Raw genomic sequence first — 16,834 nt, 5'->3', positions numbered from 1 at the left:
ATGTTTAAAACTTTTGTGCCTTTTGACTTCGTCGAATCTTCGATTTGTGGTTAAAAATAATTAATATAAAACTTTGAACAGCCTTGCTATTATTTTTTTATCTGAAATAATAAGTGTAGAAAATACAAATAAAAATCATGAATAAATCAGTTATATTGGCTTTAGGACTTTTTTTGTCGGGAATGTTCGTTTCTGCACAAACTTTTGATCAACAGGCGCCTCAGGGTTTCGATGTGGAAAATGCTGCTATTTCCCATGGGAAAATTGACACGATTCAATATCCGTCAAAAACCGTTGGAACAACAAGGAAAGCTTTGATTTACACACCACCGGGTTTCAAAAAAAGTGAAAAATATCCCGTTCTTTATCTTCTTCACGGCATCGGCGGGGATGAAAAAGAGTGGTTCAATCAGGGAAAACCCAATATTATTCTGGATAATCTGTATGCACAGGGAAAACTGCAGCCGATGATTGTCGTACTTCCCAACGGCCGTGCGATGAAGGATGACAGAGCGACAGGAAATATAATGGCTCAGGATAAAGTTGAGGCTTTCGCAACTTTTGAAAAAGATCTGCTGAATGACCTGATTCCGTTTGTAGAGAAAAAATATCCGGTTAAAAAAGACCGTGAAAACCGTGCTTTGGCAGGATTGTCAATGGGAGGCGGACAGACACAGAATTTTGCTTTCGGAAACATCGGTAAGTTTGCCTGGCTGGGCGCATTTTCTTCTGCACCCAATACAAAAGAACCCAATAAGCTTTTACCCAATCCACAGGATGCGTTAAAGCTGAAGCTGATTTTTATTTCCTGTGGCGATGCAGACGGGCTGATGCCTTTCAGCAAAAGAACCAGCGATTATCTGAGAAAAAATAAAATTCCTCATATCTTTTATATAGAACCGGGCGGCCATGATTTTAAGGTTTGGAAAAATGATTTATACATTTTTTCACAGCTGTTGTTTAAGCCTGTTGATACAACGAAGTTTGAAGGATTTACCGTTTTGGGAACTCCCGCGGCAACCAATATCAGAAATGCACAGTATCCTCAAATCCTTCCCGACGGAAGAGTGATGTTCAAAGTGAAGGCACCGGAAGCGCAAAAAGTTCAGATCGATTTAGGAAAAAAATATGACCTGAAAAAAGATGCTGACGGCTTCTGGACAGGCATAACCGATCCTCAAAGCGGAAGTTTCCATTATTATTCTTTGCTGATTGATGGGGTTGCGGTTGCAGACCCATCCAGCGTAACATTCTACGGAATGGGAAGGTATGCCAGTGGAATAGATATTCCTTTCGAAGGAGATGATTTCTATGCATTAAAAGACGTGCCTCATGGAGATATCCGTATTAAAAATTTCTATTCCAAAGTCACCAATTCCTGGAGAAGAGTTTTTATTTATACGCCACCGGCTTACGACCAGAATCCTGCTGAATTTTATCCCGCACTGTATATTTTACATGGCGGAGGTGAAGATGAAAGCGGCTGGGCCAACCAGGGCAAGACCAATCTGATTCTGGACAATCTGATCGCAGAAGGAAAAGCAAAAAAAATGGTCATCATTATGCCGGATGCGAATATCGGACAAGGCGGAATCCGGAACTTTGGTGAACGCAATCTTCAGATGTTTGAAAAAGAACTGAAAGAATCCATCATTCCGTTTGCCGAATCTAATTACAGGATAAAAAAAGGTAAAGAAAACCGTGCGTTGGCAGGACTTTCCATGGGTGGAATTTATACGCTGTATGCCGGAATTCAGAATTCTGATATGTTTTCCGGTCTGGGAGTTTTCAGCTCAGGATATATGTTGCCGCTGCTTCAGGATGTTGCTGATAAACAGTACAAATTTTTAAATGAAAATAAATCTGCTTTTTCATCCAACATCAGAAATTTCTGGATTTCCATGGGCGGAAAAGATGATATTGCTTATGAAAATGGTCAGAAAATGCTGAAAGAACTGGATAAAACAGGAATTAAATATTCTTACACCGATTATCCGGGAGGCCACACATGGCCGGTTTGGAGAAATAGTCTGCATCAGTTTGCCCAGATACTTTTTAAATAGTAAAGTGACTTAAACTTTATAAAACCACAAAAGTCACAAAAGCTTTTATTTAAAGCCACTTGAGTGCGCTTAAGTAAGTTTAAAATGAAACTGCAGAAAAGTTCATATAAGAAGGAATCAAAAAACTTAAGTTTAAAACTTTTGTGCCTTTTGTGGTTAAAAATAATAAATATAAAAGTTAAAACAACTTTAATGTTTTGAAGCCAATAGTATAAAGAATAATAATTCAAATCTGAAATGAAATGAGCTTTACAAAGATGAACACCAAAACTTCTATCATTACAGTCATCATGTTTTCCGGAATGGTAAATGTCAGTGCGCAGTCTTATCAGAAAACAGATTCAGGATTGAAGTTTTCTGCTGATCATATGAATGTTGAAGTGAAATTTTATGGAGAAAATACGATCAGGATTATTAAATATCCCGCCGGAAAATCATTTGTCAAAAATAGTTTGTCGGTCATTAAACAGGAGCAGAAAATCAAATTCTCAGTTTCAGAAAAAAATAATGTTATTTTATTAAAAACAAATGACCTTCTGCTTTCCATTAATACTAAAAATGGAGTGATCACCTATACATTGCCATCCGGAAAAGAGCTTTTGAAAGAAACCGCAAATGATTTCAAACCATTTAATGATGCCGGAACACAGACTTATTCTGTAAGACAGGATTTTCAGCTTGAAAAAGATGAACCTGTTTACGGTCTGGGAATTCTGCAAAACGGAAAAATGTCCCAGCGGAATACCGATGTAAAAATGATTCAGAATAATACCTGGGATTTTGTGCCTTTTTTCCAGTCTGTAAAAGGGTATGGCATCTTTTGGGACAACTATTCACCCACACAATTTACCGATACTCCTCAGAAAACAACTTTCTCATCTGAAGTGGGAGATGGTATTGATTATTATTTTATCTATGGTAAAAATGCGGATGGCGTAGTGGCCGGAATGCGTGACCTCACAGGAAATGTACCCATGCTTCCTTTATGGACATATGGCTACTGGCAAAGCAAAGAACGTTACAAAAGCCAGGATGAGCTGACAGAGGTGGTTAAAAAATACCGCGATCTGAAAGTTCCTTTAGACGGAATTATACAGGACTGGCAATACTGGGGAAACAATTATCAGTGGAATGCCATGGACTTCATCAGTCCTGACTTTCCGGATGCTAAAAAAATGGTACAGGATATCCATGATATGAATGCCCATCTTTCGGTTTCCATCTGGTCATCATTCGGACCAATGACCAAGCAGTACCGTGAAATGGATCCAAAGGGTATGCTTTTCAACATCAGTACCTGGCCGGAATCAGGCCGTGATGTCTGGCCTCCGGATATGAATTATCCTTCCGGTGTCCGTGTTTATGATGCATATAATCCCGAAGCGAGAAATATTTATTGGAAATACCTGAACAAAGGTATTTTCAGTCTGGGAGTGGATTCCTGGTGGATGGATTCAACAGAACCCGATCATCTCAGCCAGAAAGCGGAAGATCTGGACACTAAAACCTATCTTGGCTCATTCAGAAAAGTAAGAAATGCGTATCCGTTGATGACAGTAGGCGGTGTTTATGACCATCAGCGTGAAGCTACTAGTGATAAAAGGGTTTTTATCTTAACAAGATCAGCGTTTGCAGGCCAGCAGCGATATGCAGCCAATACCTGGTCCGGCGATGTCAATTCTTCTTGGGAAACATTACGCAAACAGGTGCCTGCAGGATTAAATTTCAGTCTTACAGGAAATCCGAATTTCAATTCCGATATCGCAGGTTTCTTTGCTGGTGTGTATAAAAGAAATGGAGGTTCAAAAAATCCAATGTTCCAGGAACTGTATGTCCGATGGCTTCAATATGGAACCTTTACGCCGATGATGCGTTCACACGGAACTGATGTTGCGAGAGAAATTTATCAGTTTGGGAATAAAGGAAACATTGTTTATGATGCGATAGAAAAATTCATCAGACTGCGTTACAGTATGTTACCGTATATCTATTCTGTTTCCCATGATGTTTCAAAAAACGGGTCCAGCTTTATGAGAGCTCTTTCCATGGATTTTCCTTCAGACAAAAAAACATGGGATATGAATAATGAATATCTTTTTGGAAAATCATTGTTGGTGGCGCCGGTTCTCAATGCCCAATATACTCCTGAAAAGACAGTTAAAACCGATGAAAATGAAGGCTGGAATAAAACCGACAGCAATAAGGATAATTCAGTTACCAACATAGATTTTAGCCAAAATAAAACCGTTAAAGTTTATCTCCCGGAAGGAACGGATTGGTTCGACTTCTGGACTAATGAAAAACACAGCGGAGGAAAGGAAATTCAGAAATCTGTTAATCTTCAGAGTATTCCTTTGTATGCAAAAGCAGGAAGTATCATTCCGTTGGGGCCTGATGTACAATATGCCACTGAAAAAAAATGGGATCGTCTTACCATAAAAGTTTATCCGGGAAGCGATACCGATTTCATTGTATACGAAGATGAATTCGATAATTATAATTACGAAAAAGGAGCCTATACGGAAATACTTTTTCATTGGAATGAAAAATCCAAAACACTCACGATAGGTGACCGGAAAGGTAAATACAAAGGGATGATTGAGACAAGGAGTTTTACTCTGATTTTTCCTGATGGCCAACAGAAAACGGTAAGTTATTCAGGGAAAAAAACAGATATTCATTTTAAATAAACTTAAAATATTGAATATGAAAAATTTAAGTTTAATAATAGCATTAGGGTTTTTCCAGGTTTGTTTTGGCCAAAATCCGATCATCCAGACCAAATTCACTGCCGACCCGGCACCAATGGTTTACAGAGACACGGTTTTTCTTTACACCAGCCATGACGAAGATGATGCGTTTGGTTTTAAAATGAAAAACTGGCTGCTTTACACTTCTGTTGATATGGTCAATTGGACTGATCATGGAATAGTGGCTTCTTTAAAAGATTTCAAATGGACCGATCCTGAAAACGGAGCCTGGGCCCCGCAGGTGATCGAAAGAAACGGTAAGTTTTATATGTATTGCCCGATGCCAGGACAAAGAGGGATCGGGGTTTTAGTGGCCGACAGTCCGTATGGCCCATTCAAAGATCCCATAGGAAAGCCTTTGGTGAAAAATTCAGGTGATGATATAGATCCAACCGTTCTGATTGACGACGACGGGCAGGCGTATCTTTATTGGGGGAACCCTAATCTTTGGTACGTTAAGCTGAACGAAGATATGATTTCTGTCAATGGAGACGTCGTAAAAGATCCTTCAATAGCTAAAGTGAAAGGTTCTCCGGATCCGTTTCATTACCAGGAAGGACCTTGGGTCTGGAAGAAAAAGAACAATTATTATCTGGCTTATGCATCAACCTGCTGTCCTGAAGGAATTGGCTACGCAATGGGAAAATCTCCAACCGGACCCTGGGAATTCAAAGGAATGATTATGGACAGTGACAAACGTTCCAACGGAAACCATCCGGGAATTATTGATTATAAAGGGAAAACTTATGTTTTCGGATTCAATTATAATATCGGGAAACAGACGATGAGCAAACATTACGAACGCCGTTCGGTTTGTGTAAGCGAAATGAAATACAATGCTGACGGGACTATCCGGAAATTACCTTTTTGGAATTCTGAAGGCGTAAAAAGAATTGCTGCCCTCAATCCCTACAATAAAGTAGAAGCAGAAACTATCGCATTTAGTGAAGGTTTGAAAACCGAGAAAATGACCGAGTGGGAAAGAAATAATCCTTATGATACAGGCAAAAGAATCACCGATAGAATGGTGGTTTCATCCATCAACAATGGAGATTATCTAAAGGTTCAGGGTGTGGATTTTTCTAAAGGAGCTCAAACGATAGAAGTTTCAGTAGCAGCATTGTATGGAGGAAATATAGAAATTCATGCTGATGCGGTCGACGGGCCGGTTTTAGGAATTGTAAAAGTAACAGGAAAAGCAGAAGGCGACATTTTCAAAACCATTAAAACACCTGTTAAAACTTTTACAGGTATTCATGATCTGTACTTCGTATTCAGAGGAGATAGAGATCTTTTCTATTTCGATTGGTGGAAGTTTAATGAAAATTAAAGCTGGATTCAGGAATATCAATAGGAATGGGCTTTAGCCCATTTTATAAAGAAAGAATACAATTGGCTTTAGCCAAAACTTAAGTCATTGTTATGAGTTATATTAATATATCAGTTACAATTTTAAAAATGTTCAGATTTAAAGTCTTTATTTTCAGTTTTTTAATTGCCGGGTACTGTTTTAATGCACAGTCAACCGTTTGGCTGGATAAGCTAGATTTGAGTGTGGCTACTCAAGGGCACGGAAAGCCGGGAGTTAATACTTCTGTGGATGGCAAAAAACTGACCATTGCCGGCGAAGTTTTCAAAAGAGGCTTTGGAACTCACGCTGAAAGTTCTTTGTTGATTAGATTAAACGGGAAAGCAAAAAGCTTTACCGCAATGGTGGGAATGGATGATGAAATCAAAGGTCAAAATCCCACTGCCGAATTTGAAATTTACGGCGACAACAAAAAACTTTGGTCTAGCGGGGTAATGAAATTAGGCGATAAAGCAAAGCCTGTTTCCGTTTCGCTGAAAGGTGTAAAACAATTAGAATTAGTCGTAACAGACGGTGGAAACGGACCTTATTATGACCACGCTGATTGGGCAGATGCTAAGTTTGAAACAGCAGGCGGTGCAAAACTGACAACATTTAACCCGATTTCGTCAGTACCTTATATTTTGACGCCAAAACCTGCGGCAACTCCAAAAATTAATTCAGCAGGCGTTTACGGAATTCGTCCTGGCTCACCTTTTTTGTTCAGGATTGCAGCAACGGGCGACAGACCAATGACTTTTACGGCGAAAAACCTTCCGAAAGGTTTAACAATAGATTCACAGACCGGAATCATCACTGGAAAAATAGATTCTAAAGGAAGTTATGAAGTGACTTTGAATGCTAAGAATGCAAAAGGTTCAGCTTCAAAAAAATTAAAAATAGAATGTGGAGACAGAATCGCCCTCACGCCTACAATGGGCTGGAATAGCTGGAACTGCTTCGGGCATGAAGTTTCTGCCGACAAAGTGAAACGTGCTGCAGATGCCCTTATAAAGTCAGGATTAATCAATCACGGATGGAATTATATCAATATCGATGATTCCTGGCAGTATAACAGGGATGGAAAAGACCCTTCATTCCAGGGAAAAATGCGTGATGAAAACGGTTATATCCTGACCAATTCCAAATTTCCCGATATGAAAGGCCTTGCAGATTACATTCATGGCAATGGCCTGAAAATGGGAATTTACTCTTCCCCCGGTCCATGGACCTGTGGCGGATGTGCCGGAAGCTACGGTTACGAAAAACAGGATGCTGAAAGCTATACCAAATGGGGCGTTGATTACCTTAAATACGATTGGTGCAGTTATGGTGGAGTGATTGACGGGCTGCCGGATAATGATCCCGATAAAGTTCCTTCTCTTGCTTTTCAGGGTGGCGGAGATCCGGATAAAGGTGTAAAACCGTTCAAACTGATGGGAAGCCTTTTGAAGCAGCAGCCAAGAGACATCGTGTACAACCTCTGCCAATATGGAATGGGCGATGTGTGGAAGTGGGGTGATGAGGTCAATGCACAATCCTGGCGTACCACCAACGATATTACAGATACCTGGTCAAGCGTAAAGAATATTGCTCTTGCTCAGGATAAAGCGGCTCCTTTTGCGAAACCCGGAAACCGGAACGATCCGGATATGCTGGTTGTTGGCGTTGTCGGCTGGGGAAATCCACATCAGAGCCGGTTGAAGTCTGATGAACAGTATCTTCATATGAGTCTGTGGAGCATTTTTTCAGCCCCGTTGCTGATTGGCTGTGATCTTGAGAAACTGGATGATTTTACCTTAAACCTTCTGACGAATGATGAGGTTATCGCCGTCAATCAGGATGCTTTGGGAAAACAGGGTGTTTGTTTACAGACCATCGGCGAACTTAGAATTTATGTCAAAGAATTGGAAGACGGAAGCAAAGCGGTAGCTTTTGCCAATTTCGGAAGAGAAAAAGTAAAGCTGTCATATCAAGATTTCAAAAAATTAGGAATTTCCGGTGTTCAGACGGTGCGGGACCTTTGGAGACAGAAGAATATTGCAGAAATCAACACAGACAAAAAAAGTCTTCCATTGGATATTCCGGCACATGGTGTTGCTTATTATAAATTCATTTCACTCAAATAAATAAGATTAAGATATGAATCAACGAAACTTAAAATATATCACACTTTCTTTTCTGTTGGCAGGGATTGGTATTTCTGCGCAGAATCCGGTTATTCAGACCCATTTTACACCAGATCCGGCTCCCATGGTCTATAAAGGGAAAATATATGTTTATACAGGGGATGATCAGCCGGGATTTGATTTTTATACGATGACCAAATGGCGGGTGTATTCCACGGAAGATATGGTCAATTATACAGACCATGGTTCGCCTATTTCTTTAGAGTCTTTCAGCTGGGCGCGGGACAGAGCCTGGGCAGCACAGTGTATTGAAAGAAACGGTAAATTCTACTGGTATATCTGTGTACAGACTGTTGACAACAATATGGCTATTGGGGTTGCGGTGTCTGACAGTCCTACAGGGCCTTTCAGAGATGCTTTGGGAAAACCTCTGATTTCAACCGGAACCTGGGATAATATTGACCCGACGGTTTTTATAGATGATGACGGACAGGCTTATCTGTATTGGGGAAACAGTAAATTATTTTATGTGAAACTCAATAAAGATATGACTTCCTATCAGGGGAAAATCACAGAAATTCCACAATCGGTGGAAGCTTTCGGTGGACTGAGACGTCCTGGAAAAGCTGATGAAGTTCTGCAAAAGCAGGAAAAATTTGATGATGTATATGTAGAAGGACCATGGCTTTACAAGCGAAACAATCAATATTATATGATGTACGCCGGAATGACCGGAAGAACAGAATGTTTATCCTATTCAACCAGCCCATCGCCAACCGGGCCGTGGAAATATCAGGGGAAAATAATGACCGACCAGCCTACTAACAGCTTTACCAACCATGGCGGAATTATCGATTTCAAAGGAAAGTCCTACCTGTTTTACCATACCGGCTTATTGCCGGTCGGAGGAAGCTACGGACGCTCAACTGCTGTAGAAGAATTCAGATATAATGCTGACGGGACTATTCCGAAGATCAGCATGACCAAAGAAGGCGTATCTCCGGCAAGAACCTTAAATCCATACCAGAGAACTGAAGCAGAAACCATGGCATGGTCGGAAAAATGCAGCACTTCCGAAAGCAGGAAAACCGGAGTATATGTCTCCGATGCCAGAGCGGGAGGCTATATCAAAGTACGTTCGGTGGATTTTGAAAAAGGGGCTTCTGCATTTTCAGCTTCCGTTGCAGCAGGAATCGATGGTGGTATTCTGGAAGTTCATCTGGATGATGTTAAAGGACCGAAAATAGCCCAGATTGAGATTCCGAGAACCGGTGGCTGGGAAGAGTTCAAAACCCTGACCTCAAAAATTTCAGAATCTGTTTCCGGTGTTCACGATGTATACTTTGTGTTCCAGGGCAAAAATATTACGGCAGGAAGAAAGTTATTTAATTTCGATTACTGGAGCTTTCAGAAAAAATAAAACTGACTATGAAAAATACAATACAATATATACTGGGGCTTTGTCTGATAGGTTTTTCCGAAGGCTTATCAGCGCAGAACCCTATTATTCAGACCAATTATACTGCAGACCCTGCACCGATGGTCTACAATGACAGGCTGTATGTGTACACCACACACGATGAAGACAATTCCACCTGGTTTACCATGAACGACTGGAAAGTGTATTCCACCAATGATATGGTGAACTGGACAGATCACGGAACAATTCTCTCGTATAAAGATTTCGACTGGGCGAAACGCGATGCCTGGGCCGCACAATGTGTAGAAAGAAACGGAAAGTTTTTTTTATACGTTCCGATGTGGTCCAAAACCAATAACAAAGGCGCTATAGGGGTTGCTGTTGGCGACAGTCCGTTGGGGCCTTTTCATGATCCGCTGGGAAAACCTCTTGTTCAGAGCGAATGGGGAGATATTGATCCAACCGTTTTTGTGGATGATGACGGACAGGCCCATATGTACTGGGGAAATCCTAAGCTTAAATACGTAAAGCTGAATGAAGATATGATCTCCTATTCCGGGAATATTACAGAAGTTCCGATGACCGAAGAATCATTTGGAAAAAGGGATGGCAAACCTAACCCGGAAAGACCTGCAAAATACGAAGAAGGCCCATGGCTGTACAAAAGAAAAAACCTGTATTATCTTTTCTGGCCGGGCGGTCCGCTTCCTGAATTCATAGGATATTCTACAGGTAAAACAGCACAGGGCCCCTGGAAATATGGAGGAATTGTGATGCCTACAGAAGGGAAGTCATTCACCAATCATCCCGGTGTTATTGATTTCCGCGGGAAAACGTATTTCTTTTATCACAATGGGGCATTGCCGGGCGGAAGCGGGTTTACAAGATCGGTAAGTCTGGAAGAGCTTACATTCAATAAAGACGGTTCTATTTCGCCATTTAAAATGACTAATGGAATTACAAAAGCTATCGCAGCAGTTAATCCTTATTCGTTTAATCAGGCAGAAATGATTGCATGGTCGGAAAATGTAAAATCCTATCAGAATAAAGAGGCTGGTGTTTTCATCAAAGCAAAGAAAAATGGAGCGTATACCAGTGTAAAGAATGTGGACTTCCGGAAAAAAGGAGCTGGTGCTTTCTCTGCAAGAGTAGGAACGACCCATAACAGTGAAGTAACAATGACCATTCATCTGGATGCAATGAACGGCCCGGTTGCCGCAACGGTAAAGGTTCCGCTGACGGGCGGGGATGACCGCTGGGAAACCGTAAAAGTTCAGCTTACTGAAAAGATTACCGGCATTCATGATCTGTACTTTGTATTCAATGGAAAAGCCTCAACAGATATTATGTATTTCGATTACTGGACGTTTCTTGAAAATAATTAATTATGAGAAAAAAAGTTTTATATATCATATTCAGCCTGTTCCTGATCAGCAAAAGCTTTGCGCAGGTAGCCGAAATTTCAAGCCCGGATGGACACCTGAAGCTTCAGGTTTTTTCAGAAGAGGGAAAAGCCTTGTATAATGTTATCCTTCAGGGAAAAACAATGCTTGAAAAATCCCCGCTGGGTTTGGTAACCAATGAGTCCGATTTTTCAAAGAATCTGAAATTTGTGGACAGCAAAAAAGATAGCATTTCTAAGAAATATACAAACGAAAAAATCAAAAAATCTGAGATTGATTACAAAGCCAATACTTTATCGGTTAATTTCATCAATACAGATCAGCATGGGATAGGCATTGAATTTCAGGTCAGCAACAACAATATTGCTTTCCGCTATAATATTCCACCAATGAAAGAACGGCTGAGTGTTGTGGTACAGTCAGAAACTACAGGATACAGATTCCCGTCACAAACCACTACTTTTCTTTCACCTATGATGAAGCCGATGACAGGCTTTGCACGCACGGCACCAAGTTATGAAAGTGGATATAAAGCTGATGCTGAGCTGGGAATATCGTCTGATTACGGCTATGTTTTCCCGGGTCTGTTCCATATCGGAAATGAAGGCTGGGTATTACTTTCTGAGACAGGAGTGAACAGTACATATTGTGCCTCACACCTTGAAACCACAGCAGAAAAAAGCCTTTACAAAGTCGCTTATCCGAACATTGCTGAAAATAACGGCTTCGGAAGTACCGGAGCAGCTGTTTCTCTTCCCGGAAAGACACCGTGGAGAACAATTACAGTAGGCAGCTCCCTGAAACCCATCGTAGAAACTACCATTCCTTTTGATGTGGTAGATCCGATGTATGAGCCTTCACAGGAGTATCAGTTCGGAAAATCTACCTGGAGCTGGATTCTTTGGCAGGATAACAGTATGAACTATGATGATCAGATGAAATTCATAGACCTTGCTGCGGCGCTGAAATATCAGTTTATTCTTATTGATGCGCTTTGGGATAAAAATATAGGGAAAGACCGTATGAGAGAGCTTATTCAATATGCAAAATCGAAAAATGTCGGGGTATTGCTTTGGTATAATTCCAATGGAGCAGCCAATGATGCACCGATGGGACCGAGAAACAAAATGAGTTCATCCGTTGAACGGAAAAAGGAAATGAAATGGCTGAAAGAAGCAGGCGTAAAAGGACTGAAAGTGGATTTCTTCGGAGGAGACAAACAGGAAACCATGCGTCTTTACGAAGATATTCTGTCAGATGCCAACGATTTTGGACTAACCATTATTTTCCATGGAGCTACTTTACCGAGAGGCTGGGAAGTAATGTATCCGAATTATGCAGGAAGCGAGGCTGTTCTTGCCTCAGAAATGCTCTATTTCTCAGAAGATGTACGGAAACAGGAAGCTTTTTTTGCCACACTTCATCCTTTCATCAGAAATACAGTGGGAAGTATGGAATTCGGAGGTACTTTCCTCAATACATATTTAACGGAATCCAACAGAGACAAAAATAAAAGGCATACCACAGATGGCTTTCAGCTGGCTACAGCAGTCCTGTTTCAGAATCCCGTTCAGATGTTTGGCATCATGCCGAACAATCTTACCGATGCTCCGGAATTTCAGCTCAGCTTTATGAAAGAAGTTCCGACACTTTGGGATGAAACAGTTTTCATAGACGGCTATCCCGGGAAATATGCTGTAGTTGCGAGAAGACATGCGGATCAATGGTATGTTGCTGGTGTAAATGCTGAAAAACAATCCCGGAAACTGAAAATAAAATTGCCGATGTTCGCCGGGAAAACAGTTAGATTCATTAATGATGATGCACAGGGAAATTCATCAGAAAAAGAAGTGAAAGTAAATGAAAAAGGGGACTTTACGATTGAAATTCAGCCGAACGGAGGATTTATAGTAAGAAATTAAAAATTGATAAAGAAAAAACAGAAAAAATGTGCTTCAAAAACTTATACATCTTTATCATTTCGGGATTTTTGGTTTCCTGCACTTCCTCCCGGAGACTGGAAAAGCAGTCATCCAAAGATCAGTGGCTCACTACCTGGGCAACGGCTCCCCAATTGGTAGAACCTAAAAACCTTCCGCCGGAACCGGGGCTTTCGGGGAATACCCTGCGTCAGATTGTGCGTGTATCTGTAGGTGGGAAAAAATTGCGGTTACGTTTTTCCAACAAATATTCTATGGATAGTCTGGCGGTAAAAGCCGTTTCTATTGCTGTGCCGTCCGATAGCAGCAATGTGGATGCAGCTACCATCAGATCATTAACGTTTGAGAATAAAAACAATTTTAAAATTGCTCCCGGATCTGATATTTATTCTGATGAAGTGAACTTTAACCTGAAGTCTAATTCATTGCTGGCCATTACCATTTCCTATGCAAAAGTAACCCAATCTGTCACCGGACATCCGGGTTCAAGAACAACCTCTTTTATAGTTAAAGGTGAGCAGGCCAATGCTGCGGTATTTAAAAATCCTGTAAAAACAGATCATTGGTATTCGCTTTTTAACATCGATGTAAAGACCGGTGAACCTTCGTATGCGGTGGCTATTATGGGAAATTCTATTACCGACGGAAGAGGATCGGGAACCAACAGACAGAATCGCTGGCCGGATATTTTTTCGCAGCGGTTACTGGCGAATCCTTCTACCGGGAATGTAAGTGTTCTTAATTTCGGGATTGGAGGGAATTGTGTGGTGCGCGGTGGCTTAGGCCCTACGGCATTAGACCGTTTCGATTATAATATCCTCAATCAGCAGGGCGTAAAATGGTTGATCATTCTGGAAGGAGTGAATGATCTGGGAGGAACAAGAGATCCTGATGACGCTTCCAAAAGAGCAGAAGAACTGATTGCCGCTTACCAGATGATGATCGATAAGGCACATGCTAACGGAATCAAAGTGTACGGAGCAACAATTCTTCCTTTCGGAAAGTCATTCTACGACAAACCTTTCCGTATCGAGGCCTGGAAAAAAGTAAACGAATGGATCAGGAACAGCGGGAAGTTTGATGCCGTCATAGATTTTGCAAAACAAATGCAAAGTGAAAATCCGGAAGTCATCTTAAACGATATGCACGACCAAGATTTTCTTCATCCCAATGAATCCGGCTACAGAAGAATGGGAGAATTTGTGGATATGAACTTATTTAAAAATTAAAATCAAAAAGATATAGTATGAATTTTACAAAAAACATTTCGCTGTTTCTTACGTTGTTGTTTATATTTTTTGTAAAAGCAACCGAACCATTTATTTCTTTTGCTAAGACAGAAAATTCGATGGTATTGAAAGAGCGCAATTCAGGTTTGACACTGTTTTCAGACAGCGATTCGGACAAAGGAATTCTGCGTGCCGTTGCGAATCTTCAATCCGATTTTCAAAAAGTAACCGGTGTTCAGCCTGAGCTTATTTCACAAAATTCCGTTATGAACGGAATAGTCATCATTATTGGTGAAGCAGGTAAAAGCAAAACCATTGATGCTTTGATCAGGCAAAAAAAGCTGGATGGAAAAGCATTAACAGGGAAAAGGGAAAAATATATCATTCAGAATATCAGCAATCCTTTTCCGGGCGTTTCCGAAGCCATTGTGATTGCAGGTAGTGATAAAAGGGGAACAATTTATGGAATTTATGAAATGTCTAAGCAGATAGGTGTTTCACCATGGTATTATTGGGCTGACGTTCCGGTTGAGAAAAAAGATAATGTATACTTTAAAAAAGGAATCTATACCGATGGTGAGCCTGCTGTAGAGTATCGCGGTATTTTCCTTAACGATGAAGAACCTTCATTGGGAGGCTGGGCAAGAGCAACTTTTGGCGGAGTTAATTCTAAATTTTACGAAAAAGTTTTTGAGCTGATCCTGCGTCTTAAGGGAAACTATATCTGGCCGGCAATGTGGGGGAAAGCATTCTATGATGACGATCCTCTAAGCGGACCATTAGCCAATGAAATGGGTATAGTCATGGGAACTTCCCACCATGAACCTATGGCTTTGGCACAAACCGACTGGCACAGGTATATCAAAAAAAATAACCTCCCGAATGTCTGGGATTATGCTAAAAATGCGGACGTTTTACAAAAGTTCTGGAAATCCGGACTCGAAAGAAGTAAGAACTGGGAAAAGCTTGTTACAGTGGGAATGCGGGGTGACGGCGACGAAGCGATGGGAGAGGGAACCAATATTTCCCTGCTCGAGAAAATTGTAAAAGATCAGCGTAAAATTATTGCAGATGTTACAGGTAAAAAAGCGGAGAAAACACCTCAGGTCTGGGCATTGTATAAAGAAGTTCAGGACTATTATGATAAAGGAATGAGGGTTCCGGATGATGTAATCCTGCTTTTCTGTGATGATAACTGGGGAAATGTAAGAAAGCTCCCTGATCTTTCAAAACCTTTGCATAGAGGAGGTTATGGAATCTATTACCACTTTGATTATGTAGGCGGACCAAGAAATTCAAAATGGATCAATATAAGCCCCATCCAGAGAGTCTGGGAACAGATGAACCTTTCGTATGAACATAAAGTAGATAAGCTTTGGGTCGTGAATGTAGGAGATTTAAAACCGATGGAATTTCCGATCAGCTTTTTTCTGGAAATGGCCTGGAATCCGAAGCAGTTTAATGCTAAAAACCTTTTGGAATATACTGTGAAATGGGCTTCTCAGCAGTTTGATGCAAAACACGCTACGGAAATTGCGAGGATGATTAATCTGTATGCCAAATACAACAGAAGAGTAACTCCTGAAACGCTTGACAGCAAAACGTACAGCCTAGAGAATTACCATGAATTTGAAACGGTCTTAAATGATTACAGAGCATTGGCTGTAGAAGCTTTACGGTTAAAAGAACAGATTCCTGCAGAATACCAAGGTGCATATTATCAGTTGGTTCTGTACCCGATTGATGCATGCAGTAATTTATACGAAATGTACTATGCGGTAGCAAAAAACAGGGAACTGGCAGCAAAAAAAGATCCTGAAGCCAATTTCTACGCAGATAAAGTGAAGACATGTTTTGAAAGAAATGCTTATCTGGATAATCAATACAATAATGTGATTGCCGGCGGGAAATGGAAGCATATGATGGATCAAATGAGGATAGGATATAAAAGCTGGGCAGACGGAAAAGAAAATATAATGCCTGAAGTTACCTATATTTCTGAAGCCGAGGTTCCCAAAGAAAAAATATTTCAGGAGAAAAACGGCTATGTTTCCATTGAAGCAGAAAATTTTGCAAGAACTAGCAATTCTGATCGAATCCATTGGGAAGTGATTCCTGATTTTGGAAAAACAAAATCAGGAGTGACAACATTTCCACAGAATGCATATCCTAAAAGCGATGAAAATATCTGGCTGGAATATGATATCAATTTTGAATCAAAAGGGGAGTTTGAAGTCCAGTTATTATTAGCTCCGACTTTAAATTTTAATCATAATAAAGGATTGCGTTATGAGATTTCTTTTGACAACGAAACTCCGCAAATTGTCAACTTCAACGGCCATTACAAAGGAGAATTGGGAAGATGGCAGTCCGAACATATTATTAAATCTATTACAAAGCATTCGGTTCAGCAGGCTGGAAAACACACGTTACGCTTCAGAGTGCTCGAACCCGGCATTGTCCTTGAAAAACTCCTGATCAACACCGGAGGATTAATACCCTCTTACCTAGGAGCTCCTGAAAGCGAAATGCTTCACTAAATGACCAAATAC

General features: G+C 40.7%; 9 protein-coding genes. All 9 read left to right on the top strand.

Annotated features, from left to right (window positions below; translation table 11 throughout):
* Window positions 1–137: 137 nt before the first annotated feature.
* Window positions 138–2,063 carry an alpha/beta hydrolase-fold protein gene (locus tag AB1278_RS14470; RefSeq protein ID WP_429815240.1) on the top strand — a complete coding sequence of 642 codons (1,926 nt, stop codon included), beginning with the start codon at window positions 138–140 and terminating at the stop codon, window positions 2,061–2,063.
* 242 nt (window positions 2,064–2,305) lie between these two features.
* Window positions 2,306–4,753, top strand: a complete 2,448-nt coding sequence (locus AB1278_RS14465) for a TIM-barrel domain-containing protein (protein WP_429815238.1) — start codon at window positions 2,306–2,308, stop codon at window positions 4,751–4,753.
* Window positions 4,754–4,769: 16 nt separating this feature from the next.
* Window positions 4,770–6,143, top strand: a complete 1,374-nt coding sequence (locus tag AB1278_RS14460) for a glycoside hydrolase family 43 protein (protein ID WP_429815235.1) — start codon at window positions 4,770–4,772, stop codon at window positions 6,141–6,143.
* Window positions 6,144–6,271: 128 nt separating this feature from the next.
* On the top strand, window positions 6,272–8,290 hold the full coding sequence (locus AB1278_RS14455; RefSeq protein WP_429815232.1) for an NPCBM/NEW2 domain-containing protein: 2,019 nt from the start codon (window positions 6,272–6,274) through the stop codon (window positions 8,288–8,290).
* 13 nt (window positions 8,291–8,303) lie between these two features.
* A complete protein-coding gene (locus AB1278_RS14450) occupies window positions 8,304–9,710 on the top strand; it encodes a glycoside hydrolase family 43 protein (protein WP_429815229.1) in 1,407 nt (468 codons plus the stop codon).
* Between the two features lie 8 nt (window positions 9,711–9,718).
* Complete coding sequence (locus AB1278_RS14445) at window positions 9,719–11,095, top strand: glycoside hydrolase family 43 protein (RefSeq protein ID WP_429815226.1); 1,377 nt, start codon at window positions 9,719–9,721, stop codon at window positions 11,093–11,095.
* A 2-nt stretch (window positions 11,096–11,097) separates the two neighbouring features.
* Window positions 11,098–13,035: a glycoside hydrolase family 97 catalytic domain-containing protein gene (locus AB1278_RS14440; RefSeq protein WP_429815223.1), complete on the top strand. Its 1,938-nt coding sequence runs from the start codon at window positions 11,098–11,100 to the stop codon at window positions 13,033–13,035.
* A 26-nt stretch (window positions 13,036–13,061) separates the two neighbouring features.
* On the top strand, window positions 13,062–14,282 hold the full coding sequence (locus tag AB1278_RS14435; RefSeq protein WP_429815220.1) for an SGNH/GDSL hydrolase family protein: 1,221 nt from the start codon (window positions 13,062–13,064) through the stop codon (window positions 14,280–14,282).
* 17 nt (window positions 14,283–14,299) lie between these two features.
* Window positions 14,300–16,822 (top strand): glycosyl hydrolase 115 family protein, encoded by a 2,523-nt coding sequence (locus tag AB1278_RS14430; RefSeq protein ID WP_395973232.1) that lies wholly within the window; start codon window positions 14,300–14,302, stop codon window positions 16,820–16,822.
* The last annotated feature ends 12 nt before the right edge of the window (window positions 16,823–16,834 follow it).

Origin of the sequence: Chryseobacterium sp. NRRL B-14798, assembly GCF_050470705.1 — a bacterium.
In the GTDB taxonomy this organism is placed as follows: domain Bacteria; phylum Bacteroidota; class Bacteroidia; order Flavobacteriales; family Weeksellaceae; genus Chryseobacterium; species Chryseobacterium cupriresistens.
Note: the sequence above shows the minus strand (reverse complement) of the source record. Positions and strands in the feature narration are given on the sequence as shown.

Coding starts and splice junctions, on each gene's coding strand:
- AB1278_RS14465 (WP_429815238.1), top strand. CDS start 2,306: ATGAGCTTTACAAAGATGAACACCAAAACTTCTATCATTACAGTCATC.
- AB1278_RS14430 (WP_395973232.1), top strand. CDS start 14,300: ATGAATTTTACAAAAAACATTTCGCTGTTTCTTACGTTGTTGTTTATA.
- AB1278_RS14440 (WP_429815223.1), top strand. CDS start 11,098: ATGAGAAAAAAAGTTTTATATATCATATTCAGCCTGTTCCTGATCAGC.
- AB1278_RS14460 (WP_429815235.1), top strand. CDS start 4,770: ATGAAAAATTTAAGTTTAATAATAGCATTAGGGTTTTTCCAGGTTTGT.
- AB1278_RS14445 (WP_429815226.1), top strand. CDS start 9,719: ATGAAAAATACAATACAATATATACTGGGGCTTTGTCTGATAGGTTTT.
- AB1278_RS14450 (WP_429815229.1), top strand. CDS start 8,304: ATGAATCAACGAAACTTAAAATATATCACACTTTCTTTTCTGTTGGCA.
- AB1278_RS14470 (WP_429815240.1), top strand. CDS start 138: ATGAATAAATCAGTTATATTGGCTTTAGGACTTTTTTTGTCGGGAATG.
- AB1278_RS14455 (WP_429815232.1), top strand. CDS start 6,272: ATGTTCAGATTTAAAGTCTTTATTTTCAGTTTTTTAATTGCCGGGTAC.
- AB1278_RS14435 (WP_429815220.1), top strand. CDS start 13,062: ATGTGCTTCAAAAACTTATACATCTTTATCATTTCGGGATTTTTGGTT.